This window comes from Endozoicomonas sp. 8E, assembly GCF_032883915.1.
Lineage (GTDB): Bacteria > Pseudomonadota > Gammaproteobacteria > Pseudomonadales > Endozoicomonadaceae > Endozoicomonas_A.
Genome location: NZ_CP120717.1, coordinates 7,050,301 through 7,075,246 on the forward strand (window position 1 = coordinate 7,050,301; position 24,946 = coordinate 7,075,246).

The following is a 24,946-nucleotide window of genomic DNA, read 5'->3' on the forward strand; positions in this document are numbered from 1 at the left end:
TTGCCAATGGGTAAGTACTCAGCCATACGGAATCGAATATTTCTGGCTTATTGGGCAGGTGCTCTGCAAGGCGCAACGACGGAAACATAGCAAGCTATGTGACCAGAGTTGCAACGCAGCACGACTGCATGGATGCAGGAGCTAGAGCAACGCAGGAGCAGTTGCCGCGAGTGCCTGAACAATGAGTCAGAAAATATGATTTCGTATGGTTGAGTACTTAGAAGCCGATTATCATGAAAGTTGGATCTGTCAGTTAAACAGAGTCGAGAGATAATCCAGAGGCGCATAGAACTTTTTCCACAGAATCCAGTCGGTCTCTGAAAGGCCTTGTTCCAGTGGATAACCATAAACAGCGTAGTTTGCAAGACTGTTGATAACAGCGAAAGTCAACGCAGGCACCAGAGTGACACCGGCTTTTATAAACGGGTTGTTTGAGGTTATCTTCGAACTGCCGAACATAAGCAAGGTTCCGACTCCGCTCAGAGCTGCAGCTCCGACTAAGGCCCCGACTCCGGCTCCAGCTCCGACTCCGGCTACGGCTCCAACCAGAGCTCCTGCCAGGGTTCCGGATAAAGCTCCGGTTGCAACTCCTACAACTAAGGGTTCAGCTACGGCGAGGACTCCGAGTTCGGCTACGGCTATGACTCCGAGTACGGCTAAGGCTGGGGATCTGGCTTCGGCTGCAACTCTTTTTTCGGCTTCGGCTCTGGTTTCGGCTTCGGCTCTGGTTTCGGCTTCGGCTCTGGTTTCGGCTTCGGCTCTGGTTTCTTTTTCGGCTGCGGCCTTTGTCAGTCCGTCCACATTCATTACAAACTCTGAAATAATTACAATCCCTATGCTGAACAGAGAAGCAACTAGCGCTGCTTTTGGACTGAAGCCTTTATGAATCATGTCTACACAAACGGCATACCCTGCCATAACCCCATTAATCAGAGACAATACTGCGTATTCCCCAGCCACATACCGTTCAGCTGTAATATTCCTTACGCTCATTTTTCTTAGAATGAACACCGACACAGCGCTGGCTCCGGTTCTTGATGCCGCTTCTGATGCAAGGTAGGTCAAGACTGCGAAAGGTACGAGTTCCCTCGCTTTCGTCATAGAGGCACAAGCTGTCACTCCTGCACCGGCAAAATACTGGAGTTTCCACCAGCGCTGCTCCAGCGGCCAGGGAGACACATGCCCGGCCAGCGCCACTTCGGCGGTCGTTATCACGGGTGCCAGTTGCAAGCAAAAATCCGTTTTCAACTTCTCCAGCTCCTTTGTATCCAATGCAGCCAGATCATATTTGCCTGAAGGCCCGGAAACTATTTGCGCTGTTTTACAGACACCCCACCATATACCCAGGTTGAGCAGGGTAGACAGAGAGAGTCCGGTAATGCTTTGCTTTAACTCGAGCCCGTTTTCAACCAGTGCGGTGCCATTAAAATGCTTAAGAAAATCAAAATCATTTTTTGCGGGGAGGCTGGCGGCCTTTGCCATCGAATAAAGCAAACACAAAAGTAACGGAAACAGGTTGAATGACTTTTTCATGATAATTTCCGGATACAGTGACTGAACTGGAAATATAGATTCTAAACGGAGCTATGAATGACAATATCCTCAACTACAAGGGGGCAAATAAAGCAGCTATCAAATGCTTCCAATAAGCTGCGCCTTCGGCACAGCCACTGAAACCTGGCTGCCAGAGTTCACCGCTGATTCAGTGGCTGACAGTTGGGTCTGTCATTTAAACAGAGTCGAGAGATAATCCAGGGGCGCATAGAACTTTTTCCACTGAGTCCAACCGGTCTCTGAAAAGCCCTGTTCCAATGGGTGGCCATAAACAGCGTAGTTTGAAAGACTATTAACAACAGCGAAAGTCAACGCAGGCACCAGTGTGACACCGGCTTTGATAAACAGGTTGTTTGGGGTTATCTTCGAACTACCCAACATAAGCAAGGCTCCAACTCCGCCCAGAGCTGCGGCTCCAGCCATGGCTCCGGCTTCGGCTCCGATGCTGGCTCCGACTCCGATGTTGGTTCCGACTCCGGCTCCGGCTCCGGCTATGGCTCCGGCTATGGCTCCGACACCGGCTCCGGCGTTTCCGACTAAGGCCCCGGCTCCGGCTTCCGCTCCGACTGGGGCTAAGGCTAAGGCTAAGACTGCGGCTCCGGCTCCGACTCCGGCTCCGGCTCCGGCTCCGGCTCCGGCTCCGGCTCCGGCTCCGATTCCAGCCTCTGTCTGTTCACCCAAATCAATTGTTAGCACTGAAATAATTCCCGAAAGAGTACCCGTAATCGCTGCGCTGACAACAGAAACAAGAGTCGCTTTTGCTGGACTGAAACCTTTAAGAATCATGGATTCGTAGACGACAGCCCCTGCCATAATCCCGTTAATCACAGACAATATCGCGTATTCCCCAGCCGCATACCATTCAGGTGCAATATCCCTTGCGCTCATTTTTCTTAGAATGAACACCCAAATAGCACTGGCTCCAGTTCTTGATACCGCTTCGGACGCAAGGTAGGTCAAGACTGCGACAGGTATGAGCTCCCTCGTTTTCGTACTGGCGACATAAGCTGTCATTCCTGCACCGGCAAAATACAGGGGTTTCCACCAGCGCTGTTCCAGGGGCCAGGGAGACACATGCCCGGCCAGCGCCACTTCGGCGGTAGTCATCACGGGCGCCAGTTGCAAACAGAAATCCGTTTTCAACTTCTCCTGCTCCTTTGTATCCGATGCAGCCAGATCATATGTGTTTGAAAGCTCGGAGACTATTCCCGCTGTTTTGCATACACCCCACCATATACCGAGGTTGAGCAGGGTAGACAGGGAGACTCCAGCAATGCTTTGCGTTAACTCGAGCCCGTTTTCAACCAGTGCGGTGTTATTAAAAGGCTTAAGAAAATCAAAATCATTTTTTGAGTGGGGGCTGGCCTTTGCCATCGAATAAAGCAAACACAAAAGTAACGGAAACAGGTTGAATGACTTTTTCACGACAATTCCCCAGAAATGCTTCCAATAGGCTGTGCCCTCGGCACAGCGACTGAAACAGCCGTTAGCTGCCAGAGTTCACCGCTGATTCAGTGGCTGACAGTTAGGTCTGTCAGTTGAACAGAGTCGAGAGATAATCCAGAGGCGCATAGAACTTTTTCCGCTGAGTCAAGCCAGTCTCTGAAAAGCCTTGTTCCAGTGGATAGCCATAAATAGCGTAGTTTGAAAAACCGTTGATAACAGCGAAAGCCAACGAATGCACCAGGGTGGCAACGGCTATGATAACCGGGTTGTTTGAGGTTATCTTCGTACTGTCCGATATAAGCAAGTATCCGATTACGCCCATGGCTGAGGCTTGAACTGCGGCCATTGCTGCGACTGCGGCTCCGATTCCAGCTCCGATTCCGGCTCCGGCTCCGGCTCCGACTAAGGCTCCGGCTATGACTCCGACTACGGATACGGCAAAAATTCTATCTGCGCCGTTTACGACTAAGGCTGCGGCTCCGGCTTTCCCTCCGACTGAGGCTAAGCCTGAGGCTACGGCTCCGGCTACGATTCCGATTCCGATTCCAGTCTGTGTCTGCCCGCCCAAATCAATTGTTTGCACTGAAATAAATCCCGAGAGGGTACCCGCAATTGCTGCGCTGAGAACAGAAGCAAGAGTGGCTTTTGCTGGACTCAAGCCCTTATGAATCATGAATTCATAGACGACAGCTCCCGTCATAATCCCGTTAATCACAGACAGTACTGCGTATTGCCCCGCCGCATACCATTCAGTATCAATATCCTTTACGCCCATTTCTCTAAGAAATAAAGCCGAAATAACACTGGCTCCAGTTCTTGATACCGCTTCAGACGCAAGGTAGGTCAAGACTGCGACAGGTATGAGCTCCCTCGTTTTCGTACTGGCGACATAAGCTGTCATTCCTGCACCGGCAAAATACAGGGGTTTCCACCAGCACTGTTCCAGGGGCCAGTAAGACACATGCCCGGCCAGCGCCACTTCGGCGGTAGTCAACACCGGCGCCAGTTGTAAACAGAAATCTGTTTTCAACTTCTCCAGCTCATTTGTATCCGCTTCAGCCAGATCATGTATGCCAGAAAGCCCGGAGACTTTTCCCGCTGTTTTACAGACACCCCACCATATACCCAGGTTGAGCAGGGTAGACCGAGAGAGTTCATCAATGCTTTCCGCTAACTCACGCCCGTTTGCCACCAGTGCGGTGTTATTAAAAGGCTCAAGAAAATCAAAATCATTTTTTGAGGAGGGGCTGGCCTGTGTCGTCGAATAAAACAAACACAAAAGTAACGGAAAAAGGTTGAATGACTTTTTCACAATAATTTCCAGATACAGTAACTGAACTGGAAATATAGATTCTAAACGGAGCTATGAATGAAAAAATCCTTAACTACAAGGTGCGGTGCAAATCAGGTTGCTATCAAATGCTTCCAATAGACTGCGCCTTCGGCACAGCCACTGAAGCAGGCATTAGCTGCCAGAGTTCACCGCTGATTCAGTGGCTGACAGTTGGGTCTGTCATTTAAACAGAGTCGAGAGATAATCCAGGGGCGCATAGAACTTTTTCCACTGAGTCCAGGCGGTCTCTGAAAAGCCCTGTTCCATTGGATAGCCATAAACAGCGTAGTTCGAAAGACTATTGATAACAGCGAAAGTCAACGCAGGCACCAGAGTGACACCGGCTTTGATAAACGGGTTGTTTGAGGTTATCTTCGAACTGCCCGCCGTGAGCAAGGCTCCCGCTCCGCCCAGGGCTGTAGCTCCAGCTATGACTCCGGTTGCGACTCCGACTCCCACGTCGATTCCGGCTCGGGCTCCAACTCCGGCTCCGGCTCCAACTAAGGCTCCGGACATGAGTCCGACACTGGCTCCGGCGTTTCCGACTAAGGCTCCGGCGTTTCTGACTAAGGCTCCGGCTCCGGCTTTTGCTGCGACTGAGGCTACGACTCCGACTGCGACTCCGGCTCCGGCTCCGGCTGCGACTCCGAGTACGACTCCGAGTACAACTCCGACTCCGGCCTGTGTCTGTCCACCCAAATCAATTGTTAGCACTGAAATAATTCCCGAGAGGGTACCCGCAGTCGCTGCGCTGACAACAGAAGCAAAAGTCGCTTTTGCTGGACTCAAGCCCCTATGAATCATGGCTTCATAGACGACAGCCCCTGCCATAATTCCGTTAATCATGGACAATATTGCGTATTCCCCAGTCGCATACCATTCGGTTGCAATATCCCTTACGCTTATTTTTCTTAGAATTAACGCCGAAATAGCACTGGCTCCAGTTCTTGATAGCGCTTCGGACGCAAGGTAGGTCAAGACTGCGACAGGTATGAGCTCCCTCGATTTCGCATTGGCGACATAAGCCGCCATTCCTGCACCGGCAAAATACAGGGGTTTCCACCAGCGCTGCTCCAGTGGCCAGGAAGACACATGTCCGGCCAGCGCCACTTCGGCGGTTGTCATCACGGGCGCCAGTTGCAAACAGAAATCCGTTTGCAACTTCTCCAGCTCCTTTGTATCCGATGCAGGCAGATCATGTGTATTTGAAAGCCCGGAGACTATTCCCGCTGTTTTACAGACACCCCACCATATACCCAGGTTGAGCAGGGTAGACAAAGAGAGTCCAGCAATGCTTTCTCTTAACTCAAGCTCATCTGCCACCAGTGTGGTGCCATTAAAAGGTTCAAGAAAATCAAAATCATTTTTTGAGGGGAGGCTGGCCTTTGCCATCGAATAAAGCAAACACAAAACTAACGGAAACAGGTTGAATGAATTTTTCACAATAATTTTCCAGATACAGTGACTGAACTGGAAATATAGATTCTAAACGGAGCTATGAATGACAATTTCCCTAACTACAATGTGCGGTGCAAATCAGGTTGCTATCAAATGCTTCCAATAGACTGCGCCTTCGGCACAACCACTGAAGCAGCCATTAGCTGCCAGAGTTCACCGCTGATTCAGTTGAGTTGGGTCTGTCATTTAAACAGAGTCGAGAAATAATCCAGGGGCGCATAGAACTTTTTCCACTGAGTCCAGCCGGTCTCTGAAAAACCATGCTCCAGTGGATAGCCATAAACCGCGCAGTTTGAAAGACTATTGAAAACAGCGAAAATCAACGCAGGCACCAAAGTAACGCCGGCTTTGATAAACGGGTTGTTTGAGGTTATCTTCGAACTGCCCAACACAAGCAAGGCTCCGGCTCCACCCAAGACTAAGGCTTCAGCTATGGCTGCGGCCCCAACTCCGATTCCAGCTCCGATTCCAGCCGCGGCCCCGGTCCCGGCTCCGGCTCCGACTAAGGTTCCGGCTATGACTCCGACTCCGCCTCCGGCTATGACTCCGTCTCCGGTGGTTCCGACTAAGGCTGCGGCTCCGGCTTCCCCTTCAACTGAGACTAAGCTTAAGGCCACGGCTCCGGATAAGATTCCGATTCCGATTCCGGCTCCGATTGTGCCTCCAGTCTCTGCCTGTCCACCCAAATCAATGGTTAGTGCTGAAATAATTCCCGAGAGGGTACCTGCAATCGCTGCGCTGACAACAGAAGCAAGAGTCGCTTTTGCTGGACTTGAGCCCTTATGAATCATCGATTCATAGACGACAGCCCCTGCCAGAATCCCGTTAATCATAGACAATGTTGCGTATTCCCCTGTCGCATACCATTCAGTTGCAATCTCCCTTATGCTCATTTTTCTTAGAATTAACGCCGAAATAGCACTGGCTCCGGTTCTTGATACCGCTTCGGACGCAAGGTAGGTCAAGACTGCGACAGGTATGAGTTTCCTCGTTTTCGTATTGGCGACATAAGCTGCCATCCCTGCACCGGCAAAATACAGGGGTTTCCACCAGCGCTGTTCCAGGGGCCAGGGAGATACACGCCCGGCCAGTGCCACTTCGGCAGTAGTCATCATGGGCGCCAGTTGCAAACAAAAATCTGTTTTCAACTTCTCCAGCTCCTTTGTATCCAATGCAGCCAGTTCATATTCGCCTAAAGACCCGGAAAATATTTCCGCTGTTTTACAGACACCCCACCATATACCCAGGTTGAGCAGGGTAGACAATGAGAGCCCGGCAATACTTTCTGTTAACTCAAGCCCGTTTGCCACCAGTGCGGTGTCATTAAAAGGCTCAAGAAAATCAAAGTCATTTTGTGAGGGCGGGCTGGCCTTTGCCATCGAATAAAGCAAACACAAAACTAACGGAAACAGGTTGAATGAATTTTTCACAATAATTTCCCAGATACAGTGACTGAACTGGAAATATAGATTCTAAACGGAGCTATGAATGACAATTTCCCTAACTACAAGGTGCGGTGCAAATCAGGTTGCTATCAAATGCTTCCAATAGACTGCGCCTTCGGCACAGGCACTGAAGCAGCCATTAGCTGCCAGAGTTCCCCGCTGATTCAGTGGCTGACAGTTGGGTCTGTCATTTAAACAGAGTCGAGAGATAATCCAGGGGCGCATAGAACTTTTTCCACTGAGTCCTGCGGGTCTCTGAAAAGCCTTGTTCCAGTGGATAGCCATAAACAGCGTAATTTGAAAGACTATTGATAATAGCGAAAGCCAACGCAGGCACCAAAGTGACACCGGCTTTGATAAACGGGTTGTTTGAGGTTATCTTCGAACTGCCCGACGTGAGCAAGGCTCCCGCTCCGCCCAGGGCTGTGGCTCCAGCTATGGCTCCGGCTGCGACTCCGACTCCCACTTCGATTCTGGCTCCGGCTCCGGCTCCGGCTCCAATTAAGGCTCCGGCTATGACTCCGACACTGGCTCCGCCTGTGGCCCCGGCTCCGGCTCCAGCGTTTCCGACTAAGACTCCGGCTCCGGCTTCCGCTGCGGCTGAGGCTAAGCCTGAGGCTGCGACTCCCGCTCCGGCTCCGGCTGCGACTCCGAGTACGACTCCGGCTCCAGCCTGTGTCTGTCCACCCAAATCAATTGTTAGCACTGAAATAATTCCCGAGAGGGTACCCGCAGTCGCTGCGCTGACAACAGAAGCAAAAGTCATTTTTGCTGGACTCAAGCCCTTATGAATCAGGACTTCATAGACGACAGCCCCTGCCATAATTCCGTTAATCGTGGACAATATTGCGTATTCCCCAGTCGCATACCATTCAGTTGCAATATCCCTTACGCTCATTTTTCTTAGAATTAACGCCGAAATAGCACTGGCTCCAGTTCTTGATAGCGCTTCGGACGCAAGGTAGGTCAAGACTGCGACAGGTATGAGCTCCCTCGATTTCGCATTGGCGACATAAGCCGCCATTCCTGCACCGGCAAAATACAGGGGTTTCCACCAGCGCTGCTCCAGTGGCCAGGAAGACACATGCCCGGCCAGCGCCACTTCGGCGGTTGTCATCACGGGCGCCAGTTGCAAACAGAAATCCGTTTGCAACTTCTCCAGCTCCTTTGTATCCGATGCATGCAGATCATGGGTGTTTGAAAGCCCGGAGACTATTCCCGCTGTTTTACAGACACCCCACCATATACCCAGGTTGAGCAGTGTAGACAAAGAGAGTCCAGCAATGCTTTCTCTTAACTCAAGCTCGTTTGCCACCAGTGTGGTGCCATTAAAAGGCTCAAGAAAATCAAAATCATTTTTTGAGAAGGGGCTGGCCTTTGCCATCGAATAAAGCAAACACAAAACTAACGGAAACAGGTTGAATGAATTTTTCACAATAATTTTCCAGATACAGTGACTGAACTGGAAATATAGATTCTAAACGGAGCTATGAATGACAATTTCCTTAACGACAAGGTGCGGTGCAAATCAGGTTGCTATCAAATGCTTCCAATAGACTGCGCCTTCGGCACAGCCACTGAAACAGCCGTTAGCTGCCAGAGTTCACCGCTGATTCAGTTGAGTTGGGTCTGTCATTTAAACAGAGTCGAGAGATAATCCAGGGGCGCATAGAACTTTTTCCACTGAGTCCTGCGGGTCTCTGAAAAGCCCTGTTCCAGTGGATAGCCATAAACAGCGTAGTTTGAAAGACTGTTGATAACAGCGAAAGCCAACGCAGGCACCAAAGTAACACCAGCTGTGATAAACGGGTTGTTTGAGGTTATCTTCGAACTGCCCGACGTGAGCAAGGCTCCCGCTCCGCCCAGGGCTGTGGCTCCAGCTATGGCTCCGGCTGCGACTCCGACTCCCACTTCGATTCTGGCTCCGGCTCCGGCTCCGGCTCCGGCTCCAATTAAGGCTCCGGCTATGACTCCGACACTGGCTCCGCCTTTGGCCCCGGCTCTGGCTCCGGCGTTTCCGACTAAGGCTCCGGCTTCCGCTGCGACTGAGGCTAAGCCTGAGGCTACGAATCCGGCTCCGGCTCCGGCTGTGACTCCGAGTACGACTCCGACTCCGAGTACGACTCCAGCTACAGCCTGTGTCTGTACACCCCAATCAATTGTTAGCACTGAAATAATTCCCGATAGGGTACCCGCAATCGCTGCGCTGACAACAGAAGCAAAAGTCACTTTTGCTGGACTCAAGCCCTTATGAATCAGGGCTTCATAGACGACAGCCCCTGCCATAATTCCGTTAACCATAGACAATATTGTGTATTCCCCAGCCGCATACCATTCAGTTGTAATATCCCTTTCGCTCATTTTTCTTAGAATTAATGCCGAAATAGCACTGGCTCCAGTTCTTGATAACGCTTCGGACGCAAAGTAGGTCAGGACTGAGACAGGTATGAGCTCCCTCGATTTCGCATTGGCGACATAAGCCGCCATTCCTGCACCGGCAAAATACAGGGGTTTCCACCAGCGCTGCTCCAGTGGCCAGGGAGACACATGCCCGGCCAGCGCCACTTCGGCGGTAGTTATCACGGGCGCCAGTTGCAGACAGAAATCCGTTTGCAAGTTCTCCAGCTCCTTTGTATCCGTTTCAGCCAGATTATGTGTGCTTGAAAGCCCGGAGACTGTTCTCACTGTTTTACAGACACCCCACCATATACCCAGGTTGAGCAGGGTAGACAAAGAGAGTCCGGCAATGCTTTCTCTTAACTCAAACCCGTTTGCCACCAGTGCGGTGTCATTAAAAGGCTCAAGAAAATCAAAATCATTTTTTGAGGGGGGGCTGGCTTTTGCCATCGAACAAAACAAACACAAAAGTAACGGAAACAGGTTGAATGACTTTTTCATGATGATTTCCAGATACAGTGACTGAACTGGAAATATAGATTCTAAACGAGGCTATGAATGACACTATCCTTAACGACAGGGTGCAGTGCAAATAAGGCAGCTATCAAATGCTTCCAACAGGCTGCGCTTTCGGCACAGCGACTGAAACAGCCGATAGCTGCCAGAGTTCACCGCTGATTCAGTGGTTGACAGTTCAGGTCTGTCATTTAAACAGAATCGAGAGATAATCCAGGGGCGCATTGAACTTTTTCCACTGAGTCCAGACGGTCTCTGAAAGGCTTTGTTCCAGTGGATAGCCATAAACAGCGTAGTTTGAAAGACTATTGATAACAGCGAAAGTCAACGCAGGTACCAAAGTGACACCGGCTTTGATACACGGGTCGTCTGAGGTTGCCTTTGAACTGGCCACCGACATAAGCAAGATTCCGACTCCGACCAGGGTTATGGCTGTGAATCCGAATCCCACTGTGATTCCGATATCATCTCCGACTCCGTCTCCGAGTCGGGCTCCGATTCCGACTCCAGCTCCGGCCAAGGCTCCGGATAGGATTCCGAACAAAGACCCTAATGCTGCTCCGAATCCTGCTCCTGATCCGACTCCTGATCCGACTCCTGATCCGATTTCTGCTCCGACCAGGGCTCCGGTTACGCCTCCAAGTCCGACTCCGACTGCGGCTACGACTCCTGCTCCAACTACGGATCCGGATGCAACTCCGGCTAAGATTCCAGCCAGAGTTCCGGCTCCGCATCCGGCTCCGATTCCAGCTCCGATTCCAGCTCCAGATACAAATCCGGCTGCGGCTCCAGTCAGCGCTCCAGCCAGGGCTCCGGCGCCGGCTCCGATTCCGACTCCGAATCCGACTCCAGCCTTTGTCTGTTCGTCCACATCCGCTATTAACTCTGAACCAATTCCCGAGAGGGCTCCCACAATTGCTGCGCTGACAACAGCAGCAAGACTCGCTCTTTCTGGCCTGAAGCCTTTATGGATTAAGGCTTCATAAGTGACAGCACCCGCCATAACCCCATTAATCACAGACAATAATGCGTATTCCCCAGCCACATACCTTTTAGTTGTAACTCTTACGAGCCTCGTGTTTCTCAGCATTGACACCGAAGTAGCGCTGGCTCCGGTTCTTAATAGCGCTTCTGAAGCAAGGTAAGTCAAGACTCCGACAGGTATGTGCTTCCTCGTTTCCGTCATAGAGGTATAAATGTCCATTCCTGCACCGGCAAAATAAAGGAGTTTCCACCAGTGCTGTTCCAGGGGCCAGGAAGACACATGCCCGGCCAGCGCCACTTCGGCGGTCGTTATCACGGGAGCCAGTTGCAAACAAAAATCCGTTTTCAACTCTTCCAGCTCCTTTGTATCCGATGCAGCCAGATCATAGGTGTCTGAAAGCCCGGTGACTATTCCCGCTGTTTTACAGACACCCCACCATATACCCAGGTTGAGCAGGGTAGACAAAGAGAGCCCGGCAATGCTTCCCGCTAACTCAAGCCCGTTTGCCACCAGTGTGGTGTCATTAAAAGGCTTAATAAAATCAAAATCCTTTTGTGAAGGGGGGCTGGCCTCTGTCGTCGAATAAAACAAACACAAAAGTAACGGAAACAGGTTAAATGTTTTTTTCATGGTGATTTCCCAGATACAGTGACCGAATGGGAAATATAGACCCTGAACGGAGCTATGGATGACAATTCCTTAACGACAAGGTGCGGTACAAATAAGGCAGCTATTAAATGCTTCCAATAGGCTGCGTTTTGGGCACAGCCACTGAAACAGCCGATAGCTGCCAGAGTTCACAGCTGATTCAGTGGTTGACAGTTGGGTCTGTCATTTAAACAAAGTCGAGAGATAATCCAGGGGCGCATTGAACTTTTTCCACTGAGTCCAGATGGTCTCTGAAAGGCTTTGTTCCAGTGGATAGCCATAAACAGCGTAGTTTGAAAGACTATTGATAACAGCGAAAGTCAACGCAGGTGCCAAAGTGATACCGGTAATGGTACACACGTTGTCTGAGGTTGTCTTCGAACTGGCCAACATAAGCAAGGTTCCGACTCCGAACAGGGCTGCGGCTGTGGATCCTACTCCCAATGTGATTCCGAATCCGTCTACGATTCCGTTTCCGATTCCGTTTCCGATTCCGACTCCAGCTCCGGCTAATGCTCCGGACAGGGCTACGACAAAAGCTCCCAATCCTGCTCCAAATCCTGCTTCTGATCCGACTCCTGATCCGACTCTTGGTCCGATTTCTGCTACGGTCAGGGCTCCGGTTACGCCTCCAAGCCCGACTCCGACTGCGGCTACAACTCCGGCTCCAACGACGGATCCGGATACAACTCCGGCTAAGATTCCAGACAGAATTCCGGGTCCGGCTCCGGCTCCGATTCCGGTTCCGAATCCGGCTCCAGATACAGATCCGGCTGTGGCTCCTGCCAGGATTCCAGCCAGGGCTCCGGCTCCGACCCCGATTCCAACTCCAGCTCCGACTCCGGCCTTTGTCTGTTCTTCCACATCCGCTATTAACTCTGAACCAATTCCCGAGAGGACTCCCACAATCGCTGCGCTGACAACAGCAGCAAGACTTGCTCTTGCTGGCCTGAAGCCTTTATGGATCAAGGCTTCGTAAGTGACAGCACCAACCATAACCCCATTAATCGAAGACAATATCGCGTATTCCCCAGCCACATACCTTTTAGTTGTAATATCTCTTACGAACCTCATGTGTCTTAGAATTTGCACCGAAATAGCGCTGACTACGGTTCTTAATAGCGCTTCTGAAGCAAGGTAAGTCAAGACTCCGACAGGTATGTGCCGCCTCGTTTTCGTCATAGAGGCATAAATATCCATTCCTGCACCGGCAAAATAAAGGAGTTTCCACCAGTGCTGTTCCAGGGGCCAGGAAGACACATGCCCGGCCAGCGCCACTTCGGCGGTAGTTATCACGGGAGCCAGTTGCAAACAGAAATCCGTTTTCAACTCTTCCAGCTCCTTTGTATCCGATGCAGCCAGATCATAGGTGTTTGAAAGCCCGGAGACTATTCCCGCTGTTTCACAGACACCCCACCATATACCCAGGTTGAGCAGGGTAGACAAAGAGAGTCCGGCAACGCTTCCCGCTAACTCAAGCCCGTTTGCCACCAGTGTGGTGTCATTTAAAGGCTCAAGAAAATCAAAATCATTTTTTGAGGGGGGACTGGCCTCTGTCGTCGAATAAAACAAACACAAAAGTAACGGAAACAGGTTGAATGACTTTTTCATGATGATTTCCCGGAAACATTGACTAAACAGGAAATATAGCCACTCGGCGAAGCTATAAATGAAAATTTCCCTGACTACATTTCCCTAACTACAAAGTGCGGTGCAAATAAGGCAGCTATCAGCCCCTGATTCGGAAGTATTTGGCTGCCAATCTTTTACATAAACTTAGTCGTATAATTTTAATTTATGCAAAGATGGCAAACCTGTCACAAACGCCAAAAGCTCAGTGCATTTTTTTGAGTGCAGAAAAAAAATCGCTATTTTCTGCACTAAACCCGACGACAGCTATTGCAGATTGATTAAAAACTCCACATTATAAAATCTAATGGGTTGGACTTTTCCTGCCATTGTGTTTGAGTCAACGAACAGGAGACTGACCGGGAATAAAAAATTCTTGATCAGACTTCCAGGTTTCAGTTGAGCTTTCCATGATGTCAGCCAATGGACGGCTGCCAGCCCGGGCCACTTTCTATACTGACTCTCTTCAATCATAAGAGTGGCCAATGTACTGATCTTGAGACAGTCGAAAGAAGGGGCGCCTCCCGATACGACTGTCGAATCCGAACATCAGACAGGGCAGGGCACAATATGGATATATTTAACCACTACCAGGAGCGATTCCAATCCACGCAGCAGGAAGAGCTCACCATTCAGGAATATCTCGACCTCTGTAAAGATGACCCCGGGGCCTATGCCAATGCAGCAGAAAGAATGCTGATGGCCATTGGCGAACCGGAGATGACAGACACCTCCCGGGATTCTCGCCTGAGTCGTATTTTTTCCAACAAACTGATCAAACGTTACCCCGCCTTTGAAGAGTTCTATGGCATGGAAGAAGCCATTGAACAGATTGTTTCCTACTTCAAGCACGCCGCCCAGGGACTGGAAGAAAAGAAACAGATTCTTTATTTGCTGGGTCCGGTGGGTGGCGGTAAATCTTCTCTGGCGGAAAAACTGAAAGCCCTGATGCAAAAGCAACCTTTCTACGCCATTAAGGGGTCGCCGGTTTTTGAATCACCACTGAACCTGTTCAATGCCGATGAGGATGGAGACATTCTGACTCAGGAATACGGCATTCCCAGACGTTATCTGGGCGGCATCATGTCGCCCTGGGCAGTGAAGCGTCTTAACGAGTTTGGTGGTGACATCACCAAGTTCAAGATTGTAAAACTCTGCCCCAGCATTCTTAACCAGGTAGCCATCGCCAAGACCGAACCCGGTGATGAAAACAACCAGGACATTTCCAGTCTGGTGGGTAAAGTGGATATCCGTCAGCTGGAAGAATACTCTCAGGATGATCCGGATGCTTACAGCTTCTCCGGAGCACTCTGCCGCGCCAACCAGGGTCTGATGGAATTTGTGGAGATGTTCAAGGCTCCTATCAAAGTTCTCCACCCATTGTTGACTGCCACTCAAGAGGGCAATTACAACAGCACTGAAGGGATGGGGGCGATTCCTTTCAACGGTGTGATCCTGGCTCACTCCAACGAATCAGAATGGCAAACCTTCAAGAACAATAAAACCAACGAAGCCTTTATTGACCGGGTTAACATTGTCAAAGTGCCCTATTGCACAAGAGTGAAAGAAGAGATTCTGATTTATGAGAAACTGCTTTCCAGCAGCTCTCTGAGAGAAGCGCCCTGCGCACCCGATACCCTGAAGATGCTGGCCCAGTTCTCGGTTCTGTCTCGAGTCAAGGAACCTGAAAACTCCAACGTTTACTCGAAGATGCGGGTCTACGACGGTGAAAGCCTGAAGGACACTGACCCTAATGCCAAGCCGCTTCAGGAATACAAAGATGCAGCAGGGGTGGATGAAGGTATGGAAGGGCTTTCAACCCGTTTTGCTTTCAAGATTCTCTCCAAGGTCTTCAACTTTGATCCCACCGAAGTGGCGGCAAACCCGGTTCATATGCTGTACGTATTGGAGCAGCAAATAGAACAGCAGCAATTCCCGAAAGAAATCCATGAACGCTACCTGCGTTATGTGAAGGAATTTCTGGCGCCTAAGTACATTGAGTTTCTGGGCAAGGAAATTCAAACTGCTTACCTCGAATCATACTCTGAGTACGGACAGAATATCTTCGACCGCTACATCACCTACGCTGACTTCTGGATTCAGGATCAGGAATACCGAGATCCGGAAACCGGAGACATACTCGACCGGGCTTCAATCAACGAAGAGCTGGAGAAGATTGAGAAGGCCGCCAGTATCGCCAATCCGAAAGACTTCCGTAATGAAGTGGTGAACTTTGTACTCAGAGCCCGGGCCAACAATCAGGGTAAAAACCCAAGCTGGTCCAGCTACGAGAAAATGCGCACCGTGATTGAAAAGAAAATGTTCTCCAATACTGAAGACCTTCTGCCAGTCATTTCATTCAATGCCAAAAGCAGTAATGAAGACCAGCGCAAACACAACGAGTTTGTGAAGCGTATGGTTGAGAGAGGCTATACCGAGAAACAGGTGAGACTGCTGGCAGAATGGTACATCAGGGTCAGAAAGTCGCAGTGAGAGCTGAGGCCTGCGACGCTGTCGCAGGCCCTGTTAAATGGAATTATTCTTTGATCATTTACAGGTCCGACTAACGACCATGGGCAGGTGAAAAAAGTGATCAAAAAATAATTTCGAGACCGCTTCGAAAGTGACTGATGAACGTCAGAAAATAGCTTTCGGAGCCAAAATACACAAAAACGGTGGAAAGATGTCACCCTATTCCGATAACTACTAAAACCATGATCGAAAAAAAGCCGTAAGCGAAAAAAATCATGGCAAGCAGGTGTTGGAATAACAAGGTTTTGAACAGGCAGTTCAAAACTGGCGACATGGAAATCATGAAATGTTCTGTGTCATAACAGACAGGGAGCGTGCTGATGAGCATTATTATTGATCGACGTCTGAACGGGAAAAACAAGAGTACTGTCAATCGGCAGCGTTTTCTGGACAGATACCGAAAGCACATTAAAAAAGCGGTTTCTGAAGCGGTTAACAAACGCTCCATTACGGATGTGGAATCTGGCAGTCAGGTTACCATTCCCACCAAAGATCTCTCTGAACCCCGTTTTCAGCATGGTCAGGGTGGCCGCTACAAACAGGTTCATCCCGGTAATAAAGAGTTTGTTTCCGGCGACAGAATCAAGCGACCTTCCGGTGGTTCCGGCCAGGGTTCAGGACGGGGTAAAGCCGGTAACTCCGGCGAAGGCATGGACGAGTTCAGCTTCCAGATCAACCATGAAGAATTTCTGAATCATATGTTCGATGACCTTGAGCTGCCAAACCTGGTTCGCAAGCAGCTTCAGGATGCCACTGAATTCAAAATGAAGCACGCCGGTTACACCAGCGAAGGCTCTCCTGATCGATTAAACATTGTTCGCTCCCTGAGATCAGCCCACGCTCGAAGAATTGCCCTCGGTGGCGGTGCCCGAAAGGAAGTAAGAGCATTAAGACGGCAGCTTCGTGAGCTGGAAGTCAGCCCGGAGGAAACCGATTCTCAACTCGTCGAAGAACTTCGCGAGAAGATCAAAGAGCTCAATGGCAAGTTGAAAAAGCTGCCCTTTATTGATGACTTTGATCTCAAGTACAACAACCTGATCAAAGTTCCCAGCCCCAGTAACAAGGCCGTAATGTTTTGTGTCATGGATGTCTCCGGTTCCATGACACAGGAAATCAAAGACATGGCCAAGCGCTTTTTCATCCTGCTTTATTTGTTCCTGCAACGTAATTACAAACAGATCGAAGTAGTCTTTATCCGGCACCATACTGCTGCGAAAGAAGTCGATGAGGATGATTTCTTTTATTCCAGAGAAACCGGCGGAACCATTGTCTCCAGTGCTCTGGAGATGACCAGCGACATCATCAATAAACGTTACAACCCGGTGGACTGGAACATTTACGTCGCCCAGGCTTCCGATGGCGATAACTGGGAAGGGGATTCCAGCGTCTGTTCAAAAATTCTGACCGAGCAGATCATGTCGAAGGTTCAATACTTTTCCTACGTCGAAATCACCGACCGGGCTCACCAGAACCTGTGGCGTGAATACGAAAGCATAGCTGAACAGTTCGCCGACCAGTTTGCCATGCAACAGATCAAAACGCCGAATGACATTTATCCTGTGTTCCGTCGTCTGTTTGAGAAAAAAGAAACCGTATAAGCGAGGCACCAACCATGAGTGAGGTTACAGATATTAAAGAGAGAGAACCCATCTCCACGGGTTCAGAATGGACCTTTGATCTCATTCAGGAATACGACCGTGAGCTGGCACGTCTGGCTGACAAGTTCCGACTGGAGACTTACCCGAACCAGATTGAGGTCATCAGTGCCGAACAGATGATGGATGCCTACTCTTCCACGGGTATGCCATTAATGTACAGCCACTGGAGCTTTGGTAAACAATTTCTCCATACCCAGCAGAACTATCAGCGTGGCCGCATGGGGCTGGCTTATGAAATTGTGATCAACTCCAACCCCTGTATCGCTTATCTCATGGAAGAAAACACCATGACCATGCAGGCCCTGGTACTGGCCCATGCCAGTTATGGTCATAACTCATTCTTCAAAGGTAACTATCTGTTCCAGACCTGGACCGATGCCGAATCCATTATTGACTACCTGATGTTTGCCAAGCGTTATGTTGCTGAGTGTGAAGAAAAATATGGCGTCGAAGCGGTTGAAGATGTTCTGGATGCTGCTCATGCCCTGATGAATCAGGGTGTTAATCGCTACAAACGTCCGAGGCCACTTTCAGCAGATCAGGAAAAAGAGCGCCAGCAGGAAAGAGCAGAGTACATTCAGAGAACCCTGAACGACATCTGGAGTACCATTCCAAAGACGGAAGATAAAGAAGAGAAAAAAGTTGAACGCTTTCCCAAAGACCCGGAAGAGAATATTCTCTACTTTCTGGAAAAGAATGCGCCACTGCTGGAAACCTGGCAGCGTGAACTGCTGCGAATAGTCAGGAAAGTATCCCAATACTATTACCCTCAACGTCAAACCCAGGTGATGAACGAAGGCTGGGCCTGCTTCTGGCACTACCATCTTCTCCATGAGCTTTATGATGAAGGAAAAGTCACCGAGGGCTTTATGCTGGAATTTCTGCACTCTCACTCAAGTGTCGTATACCAGCCTCCTTTTGACAGCCCGCACTACAGCGGCATCAACCCCTATACACTGGGCTTCAGTATGTTTCAGGATATTCGCAGAATCTGTGAAAATCCTACCGATGAAGACAGGCACTGGTTCCCGGACATTGCCGACAGTGACTGGCTGGAAACCGTGCACTTTGCAATGAAAAACTTCAAGGATGAAAGCTTTATTTTGCAATTCCTGTCTCCCAAAGTGATGAGAGACCTCAGACTCTTCTCGATTCTGGATGACGAAAGCAAATCCTACCTGGAAGTTGATGCGATTCATAACAGCACCGGATATAAAGAAGTCAGGGAGTCACTGGCTGCCCAGTATAACCTTGGGAACCGAGAACCCAATATCCAGGTCTTTGATGTGGACGTGCGAGGCGATCGAACCCTGACTCTCAGACATTACCAGCACCAGGGACGCCCACTGGATAAAAGTACTGAGGAATTACTCAAGCACGTCCATCGGCTCTGGCAATTTGATGTCAAACTGGAGTCGGTGACCATTGATAACAAGGTAAGCAAAAGCTATCAGTGCCCGGATAAAAAAGATTCCGGAAAGCCTCACTAAAAAGATATGATTGAAAGATTAAGGTCTTTTTATATTTAAAACTAATAAGAATTAATCAGCCATCCTGTCCACTTAAAACCGATGCCCCGCTGCCATGGCAGTGGGAGCTGGCCCTTCCGTTCAATGCAAAAAATACTGAATACGCTGAAAACCAGAGCCTTGATATCTGTAACGACATTTTCAAAGAGCCAGATACAAGGCTGAATGTTTGTTATTTTAAAAACAAGCAATACAACTATAAGCAATTAAATTCATTTGCGTGTCTTAAATGACTCACAACTGTTTATGTATTGTACAATTATTCGTATCCTCTCATAAAACGTTATTAAATCTATTTAAATAGTCCATAAAAGCACATTAAATGCTTCCATCAATTTAAAGCTTCCTGTATAAATAGTTACCTTCGTCATTGAAAATCATTAATACCCCGTCGAATTGGTCTGAATTGGGAGTTCCTGAATGAACGTTTTTGAAGAAATTCATCACCGCCTGAGCAGTAAAACTCGTATCCGCTCTTTGTTTAAAGATGTTCATGTCGAAGATCTTGAGCGTATCATCTCCAGAATGCAGGATGTACTGCAGGAGAAAGTTGAAGCCCGCAATAAAATTGATGAAGAGCGTCAAGCCAAACTGGAAAATATTGAAGCCGTTAAGCAAATCATGGCTGAACGCGGCATTTCAATGGAAGACCTGGACCACTTGGAAGTAGCATCTACAAAACGTCGTCGTAATGTCCAGAGGTTTACTTTTGAGTACCAGACAGAAGCCGGCAACACCGTCCAATGGGACGGCTCTACCACAGGCCGTCTGCCGCGTGACTTCCAGAGCTACCTGGACCGCACCGGCAAAAAACGCCTGGACTGCGTTGTTGGCGAAGAGTAAGTCTACATTTGCCAGAATTTCGGGTTCATGCCCAGCCCGCAGCTTCTTGAGTACAAACACCAATGGATCAAAGTACAATTCTTTGAAAACCTCCCCCACTGACTCGAAGTAACCAGCTGGGGATTCCATTACAGGGTGCTCAGGGCGAGACCACCCTGTTGAACGCTTGGTAGTGTACCCCGCGACAGGTGCTCAAGAGACAGATATAAACTAGTAAAGAAAATACAAATACGCAAACCCGGTGTTCGCAGGATGATTGAAATACACCACCCTGCCAACTGCCGGAAATCAGCGTTTCAGAGTAAAGATAGTCAGGATCAGGCTGTAAAACAGACTATTCGAAGATGAGACCATGAAAAGATTATTCATTTTTTGATGCCAGGCCAAAAAGCAGAAAAGGTGCCACCGGTCCTGTTCTGCTTTTTTCATGAGTGTTTTTCATGAATGTTCCAACTCGAGGCATTTTTCCGGAAAGTGGCAAACAAAGCGGCTGCCTTTTCCCGGGTGACTGCTGATCGTGAGTTTGCCTCCATGTCTCAGCATGACGTGCTTGACGATGGCCAAACCAAGCCCCGTTCCCCCGGTATTCTGGCTACGACTTTTATCAATCCGGTAAAAGCGCTCAGTCAACCTCGGAATATGCATTGGATCAATACCGACACCATTGTCTTCCACCATCATATGTCCGCCTTCCTTGTCCTGCCACCAACGAACATGTATTTTTCCACCCCGGGGTGTATAGCGCACGGCATTAAAGACCAGATTCGAGAAGGCACTGCGCAACTCACTACTGCTGCCTGCCAAAAAGACATCTTCAGGACAATCCAGAGAAATCTGATGCTGGTTTTCACCACTGAGTGCACATCCGTCTTCAACAATGCTGCTGAGCATGGTTTTAACATGAACCCCGTTTTCGTCTGCCTGAGCTTCAGCCGACTCCAGCTTGGACAGCAACAACAGATCTGCCACCAGATTCTGCATTCTCAGTGACTGCTCCTGCATCCTGTTCAGTGCTTTTTCCCAAACAGGAGGCAAACCCGAATCCGGGCCCAGACTGTCCAGCATGGTTTCGAGGTATCCAGACACAACCGTCAGTGGTGTTCTCAGTTCATGAGATACATTGGCAACAAAATCTTTTCTCATGACTTCCAGCTGATTCAAACGCGTGACATCTCTGACGGTCATGAGACGATTGCCTTTGCCATAAACCGTTACATTAAATTGCAGTTGATGGTCCGGGTTGATTGGAGAGGGGATCTCAAGGGCTTTTTGATAACCACCCTGCTCAAAGTAGTCAGCAAACCTTGGATCACGTAGCAGGTTGGTAATCAACTGCCCCTGATCGTCAGGCGTCTTAAACCCCATCAACATTCCAGCGGCAGGATTCCACCATTCCAGGTTGCTCTGATTATCTATCATCACAACACCGTCGTTCAGCGCAGCGGTTGATTCCTGAACGCGTTCAATCACTCCGGCCAGCTTTTGCCGGGAACGACTGTGTTGTTTCTGCAATCGATAGATGCCATCAAAAATTTCACCCCAGAACCCTTTGCTCTCCGGGGGCTCTTTGCTTCTGGCCCTGGGGTCATTCAGCCAGTCCAGCAGCTTGAAGAGTTGACGGAAGCTCCAGACAAAATAACCTCCCATAACCACACAGAGCCCTAAAAAAGGCTCTCCAAACAACCAGCCCAGGGAAAACCCGACAATCAGGTAAGCGATCAGGCGGCTCAGCAAATGAGTTTTTGAAATTGTTGTCATATTACTCCCGGCCAGATGACTGCTGAGCGCTGAGCATAAAAGTTTTACACCCTCGTTGAGAAACGATATCCAGTACCACGAACCGTTTGCACAAAGGCTTCATAGTTATCACCTAAGGCTTTACGCAAGCGTCGAATGTGTACATCAACGGTTCGCTCTTCCACATAAACGTTGCCACCCCAGACCTGATCCAGCAACTGCCCACGGGTATAGGCGCGCTCCTGGTGCGTCAGGAAAAACTGCAGCAAACGGTACTCGGTAGGTCCTATTTCAGCAGGTGAGCCATCGATGGAGACTCTGTGACTGACAGGGTCCAGTTCCAACCCGTTGATGACAATGGGCGACTGGTTATCAAAGCCACCTGTACGACGAAGAACCGCTTTTAAACGGGCAGCCAGCTCACGGGGAGAAAAAGGCTTGGTGATATAGTCATCGGCACCGGTTTCAAGCCCCTGGATTTTGTGGTCTTCTTCACCTTTGGCCGTCAACATAACGATGGGTATTTCAGACGTCAGCTCACTGCGCTTCAGACGGCGGGCCAGCTCAATTCCGGAGACATCTGGTAACATCCAGTCCAGCAAGATCAGATCGGGTTTGTTATCCACAATCAGAGAGTGCGCTTCCTTGGCATCTGCTGCCTCAAGACAGTCATAACCTGCCATTTCCAGAGCAACGGTCACCATTTCGCGAATCGGTGCTTCGTCATCTACGATCAGAATGGTCTTTCCTGGCATTAATCTCTACCTGTTATCTTATCTGTCGATTCGATTTCGGCGGTGACGTTCTGGCGTCTATCAGCTACAGCTCATTGGGGCTTACCGGGAGGGTAATATTTCGGGCAACACCCTTCCGATCGCTCAGGGCTGTTTCTCACTACTTTGATCAACCGCACTATACACCGGACATTACACCTTTGAAATGTTACAGGCAGATGACACACTCCAGGCTGATATCACGGCTTAAAAATAAAAAGATCCCTCAGGGTCTGCAGGATAAGGCTTTTCGCCATTTGTCCCGGCAGCCGCCATAAGTAGCAATACTTACCAAACTTCAAGCCAGATTGAAGTTTGAAGATCAAAGATAACTCAACACGAGACCCGCAAATACAATGGCTCCGACCCAGTGGTTATTAAGAAATGCCCTGAAGCAGGCGTCACGCTCACGACGATGGGTTAACCATTGCTGATAAACGAAAAGGGCTGCAACAGCCAACAGTGAAAGATAATAGAGAGCACCTGACTCCAGTTGATGGCCTACCATGGCCAGTGTCATCAGGGTAAGTACCTGCAGGCAACCTACGATCAGGTTATCCATCTCCCCAAATAGAATGGCTGTGGACTTGATCCCCACTTTCAGATCATCGTCACGGTCCACCATGGCGTATTGAGTATCGTAAGCCACCGTCCAGAAGAGATTGGCCAGAAACATCAGCCAGGCGATGTTTCCCAAGGCGCCACTCTGAGCCGCAAAAGCCATGGGGATCGACCAGCCAAAAGCAGCCCCCAAAACCACCTGGGGCAGATGAGTGTGTCTTTTTGCAAAAGGGTAAGCCAAGGCCAGCAAAAATCCGGCAAAAGAGAGCTGGACGGTAAGGGTATTGGTAAAGAGTACGAGAATGAAAGACAAAAGCACCATGCCGGAGAAATAAATCAGCGCTTCTTTTTCCTGAATTTTACCCGTTACCAGCGGTCGATGCTGTGTTCGCTTAACATGGCCGTCCACTTTCCTGTCTGCAAAGTCATTAATAACGCAGCCTGCACTGCGCATCAAAACCACGCCGACCGAAAAAATCACCAGATTCTTCAGACTCGGCACACCTTCTGCCGCCACCCAGAGTGCCCACATAGTAGGCCAGAACAACAGATAAATACCAATAGGCCGGTCCAGCCGGGCCAGCCGTAAAAAATCTTTTAAACGGGGAAATCGTTGCAGAACGACTTCAGTGACTGCTGATACCGCCATTGGTTTTCTGAATTGCATCATAATATTTAGCATTTTCGCCGTAAGCCTCCCTACTTTTAGAGGGGTGATATAAGGACTCCGTTTGAGTTTTTGACAGAACTATTTTTCAGTTCTATTTTTACTTCGGCTTTTACTGACAGCTATCGAAAACCAACTGGTTATCAGTAACTTAAAGCCCAGAATTTAAAGTCTAAACCGGAAGGGCTGTCCGGTTCTGCCTGTGGAGGCTTCTGTGTAAGTCTGGTTGTTATGAACCAGCAGCAGCCTATGAAGCAGGAAGCTCCTACGTCCTACGTAGGAGAGCAGTCACCTGCTTATCTGCATCTTTCTTATCATCGCTGAGATTCTTATTGCTCATCGCCCTGAATCATGACCGGTATCGCCAGTTTATCAGGTCAGGGCCGGTTCTCAATCAGGCGATGACCAGACTGACTGCGGAAATCGCTACATTTCCGGAGGTGAGTGCTTCAGCAAACAAACAATCATCCTTGTTGAGAATATCGGTGAGCTTTAAGGTTCAGGATGCTTCGACATGACTCTTCAGAACTTTTCTGTCTGTCCAGACAGGTCCGGCAAAAAGATTTCACAAACAGATATAGACTTTTCGTGCAAATAAAATAACGACCGCCTTCCCCAGGCTGTTTCATCCGAGTATTTTTCCACCAGATGAGGATTAAACTGACGAGCCGGCAGTTCCGCTACCTCAAATGGCCCCCGACGCATACCGGGATGATTAAATAAAAACTCCCCCAGAGGTTTACTGCCCAGTTGCAGCAGCTCCCTGTTCGTACCAATAAGGCTGCTGTGAGGCAATACACTTCGTGCAAACACCCTGGGTCGGCCACCACAGATCAGCAGAACCTCCCTGATAGAAGCCATTTTGCTGCAATGTCTGCTTCTGAATGATCCTGCCAACTCAGCAGATGTGGACGTAGCCTTTGACTGTTCATAGTTATTGAGAAACTTCAGCTCCGAATAGGTTGGCATAAAGGTCCCATGACGAATAACCTGAACCCTGAAGTCGCCGTCAAACTCATGTTTCAAACGCTGAGTCAGGGAACCACTGTCCAGCAGCCAGTCTCTCCAGGGCTCTGGAATCTGCTGTTTCAAATAATGTCTCGGCTTCCAGGGCAAGCCTGAAAAATCAATAAAAGGCACCCTCACTCCTGCTGCACGAATCCAATTCCCCAGAACTGCCCCGGGAGAAAACAAGGCAGCTCACCGTGACACTCCCCGCCTTGTCAGGCGAGGCT

At 49.4% G+C, this 24,946-nt stretch carries 17 protein-coding genes; 4 read left to right on the forward strand and 13 right to left on the reverse strand.

Annotation, left to right across the window (positions count from 1 at the left end; all coding sequences use genetic code 11):
* Nucleotides 1-249: 249 nt before the first annotated feature.
* The 9 genes from P6910_RS25230 to P6910_RS25270 form a co-directional block, all read right to left on the reverse strand.
* Nucleotides 250-1,533: a hypothetical protein gene (locus tag P6910_RS25230; protein WP_317143988.1), complete on the reverse strand. Its 1,284-nt coding sequence runs from the start codon at nt 1,531-1,533 to the stop codon at nt 250-252.
* Nucleotides 1,534-1,725: 192 nt separating this feature from the next.
* Nucleotides 1,726-2,979, reverse strand: a complete 1,254-nt coding sequence (locus tag P6910_RS25235; protein WP_317143989.1) for a hypothetical protein — start codon at nt 2,977-2,979, stop codon at nt 1,726-1,728.
* Nucleotides 2,980-3,088: 109 nt separating this feature from the next.
* The gene (locus P6910_RS25240) at nt 3,089-4,312 is read right to left on the reverse strand and encodes a hypothetical protein (RefSeq protein ID WP_317143990.1); all 1,224 of its coding nucleotides are present in this window, start codon (nt 4,310-4,312) and stop codon (nt 3,089-3,091) included.
* 201 nt (nt 4,313-4,513) lie between these two features.
* Nucleotides 4,514-5,776: a hypothetical protein gene (locus P6910_RS25245; protein ID WP_317143991.1), complete on the reverse strand. Its 1,263-nt coding sequence runs from the start codon at nt 5,774-5,776 to the stop codon at nt 4,514-4,516.
* A 197-nt stretch (nt 5,777-5,973) separates the two neighbouring features.
* A complete protein-coding gene (locus P6910_RS25250; RefSeq protein WP_317143992.1) occupies nt 5,974-7,221 on the reverse strand; it encodes a hypothetical protein in 1,248 nt (415 codons plus the stop codon).
* Nucleotides 7,222-7,423: 202 nt separating this feature from the next.
* Complete coding sequence (locus P6910_RS25255) at nt 7,424-8,671, reverse strand: hypothetical protein (protein WP_317143993.1); 1,248 nt, start codon at nt 8,669-8,671, stop codon at nt 7,424-7,426.
* 197 nt (nt 8,672-8,868) lie between these two features.
* A complete protein-coding gene (locus P6910_RS25260) occupies nt 8,869-10,134 on the reverse strand; it encodes a hypothetical protein (RefSeq protein ID WP_317143994.1) in 1,266 nt (421 codons plus the stop codon).
* A 202-nt stretch (nt 10,135-10,336) separates the two neighbouring features.
* Nucleotides 10,337-11,764 carry a hypothetical protein gene (locus P6910_RS25265; RefSeq protein WP_317143995.1) on the reverse strand — a complete coding sequence of 476 codons (1,428 nt, stop codon included), beginning with the start codon at nt 11,762-11,764 and terminating at the stop codon, nt 10,337-10,339.
* Between the two features lie 201 nt (nt 11,765-11,965).
* Complete coding sequence (locus tag P6910_RS25270) at nt 11,966-13,393, reverse strand: hypothetical protein (protein WP_317143996.1); 1,428 nt, start codon at nt 13,391-13,393, stop codon at nt 11,966-11,968.
* A gap of 588 nt (nt 13,394-13,981) precedes the next feature.
* Here P6910_RS25270 and P6910_RS25275 point away from each other — a divergent pair.
* The 4 genes from P6910_RS25275 (at nt 13,982) to P6910_RS25290 (ending at nt 19,973) form a co-directional block, all read left to right on the forward strand.
* The gene (locus P6910_RS25275; RefSeq protein WP_317143997.1) at nt 13,982-15,904 is read left to right on the forward strand and encodes a PrkA family serine protein kinase; all 1,923 of its coding nucleotides are present in this window, start codon (nt 13,982-13,984) and stop codon (nt 15,902-15,904) included.
* 359 nt (nt 15,905-16,263) lie between these two features.
* Complete coding sequence (locus tag P6910_RS25280) at nt 16,264-17,541, forward strand: YeaH/YhbH family protein (protein ID WP_317143998.1); 1,278 nt, start codon at nt 16,264-16,266, stop codon at nt 17,539-17,541.
* A 14-nt stretch (nt 17,542-17,555) separates the two neighbouring features.
* A complete protein-coding gene (locus P6910_RS25285; RefSeq protein ID WP_317143999.1) occupies nt 17,556-19,091 on the forward strand; it encodes a SpoVR family protein in 1,536 nt (511 codons plus the stop codon).
* Between the two features lie 459 nt (nt 19,092-19,550).
* Nucleotides 19,551-19,973 carry an H-NS family nucleoid-associated regulatory protein gene (locus tag P6910_RS25290; RefSeq protein ID WP_317144000.1) on the forward strand — a complete coding sequence of 141 codons (423 nt, stop codon included), beginning with the start codon at nt 19,551-19,553 and terminating at the stop codon, nt 19,971-19,973.
* Nucleotides 19,974-20,411: 438 nt separating this feature from the next.
* Here P6910_RS25290 and phoR read toward each other — a convergent pair whose 3' ends face one another.
* The 4 genes from phoR to P6910_RS25310 form a co-directional block, all read right to left on the reverse strand.
* The gene (gene phoR, locus P6910_RS25295; protein ID WP_317144001.1) at nt 20,412-21,731 is read right to left on the reverse strand and encodes a phosphate regulon sensor histidine kinase PhoR; all 1,320 of its coding nucleotides are present in this window, start codon (nt 21,729-21,731) and stop codon (nt 20,412-20,414) included.
* 44 nt (nt 21,732-21,775) lie between these two features.
* Entirely contained in the window at nt 21,776-22,465 is a 690-nt protein-coding gene (gene phoB / locus P6910_RS25300) for a phosphate regulon transcriptional regulator PhoB (RefSeq protein ID WP_317144002.1), read from the reverse strand.
* A 340-nt stretch (nt 22,466-22,805) separates the two neighbouring features.
* The gene (gene ubiA, locus P6910_RS25305; protein ID WP_410493952.1) at nt 22,806-23,693 is read right to left on the reverse strand and encodes a 4-hydroxybenzoate octaprenyltransferase; all 888 of its coding nucleotides are present in this window, start codon (nt 23,691-23,693) and stop codon (nt 22,806-22,808) included.
* 540 nt (nt 23,694-24,233) lie between these two features.
* Nucleotides 24,234-24,851, reverse strand: coding sequence for a chorismate--pyruvate lyase family protein (locus tag P6910_RS25310; RefSeq protein ID WP_317144003.1), 618 nt, complete (start codon nt 24,849-24,851; stop codon nt 24,234-24,236).
* Nucleotides 24,852-24,946: the final 95 nt, after the last annotated feature.

What these genes read in the sequence shown, in the direction of transcription:
- phoR (WP_317144001.1), bottom strand. Translation starts at nt 21,731, where the DNA reads ATGACAACAATTTCAAAAACTCATTTGCTGAGCCGCCTGATCGCTTAC.
- P6910_RS25230 (WP_317143988.1), bottom strand. Translation starts at nt 1,533, where the DNA reads ATGAAAAAGTCATTCAACCTGTTTCCGTTACTTTTGTGTTTGCTTTAT.
- ubiA (WP_410493952.1), bottom strand. Translation starts at nt 23,693, where the DNA reads ATGGCGGTATCAGCAGTCACTGAAGTCGTTCTGCAACGATTTCCCCGT.
- P6910_RS25280 (WP_317143998.1), top strand. Translation starts at nt 16,264, where the DNA reads ATGAGCATTATTATTGATCGACGTCTGAACGGGAAAAACAAGAGTACT.
- P6910_RS25290 (WP_317144000.1), top strand. Translation starts at nt 19,551, where the DNA reads ATGAACGTTTTTGAAGAAATTCATCACCGCCTGAGCAGTAAAACTCGT.
- P6910_RS25270 (WP_317143996.1), bottom strand. Translation starts at nt 13,393, where the DNA reads ATGAAAAAGTCATTCAACCTGTTTCCGTTACTTTTGTGTTTGTTTTAT.
- P6910_RS25260 (WP_317143994.1), bottom strand. Translation starts at nt 10,134, where the DNA reads ATGAAAAAGTCATTCAACCTGTTTCCGTTACTTTTGTGTTTGTTTTGT.
- P6910_RS25285 (WP_317143999.1), top strand. Translation starts at nt 17,556, where the DNA reads ATGAGTGAGGTTACAGATATTAAAGAGAGAGAACCCATCTCCACGGGT.
- P6910_RS25265 (WP_317143995.1), bottom strand. Translation starts at nt 11,764, where the DNA reads ATGAAAAAAACATTTAACCTGTTTCCGTTACTTTTGTGTTTGTTTTAT.
- phoB (WP_317144002.1), bottom strand. Translation starts at nt 22,465, where the DNA reads ATGCCAGGAAAGACCATTCTGATCGTAGATGACGAAGCACCGATTCGC.
- P6910_RS25275 (WP_317143997.1), top strand. Translation starts at nt 13,982, where the DNA reads ATGGATATATTTAACCACTACCAGGAGCGATTCCAATCCACGCAGCAG.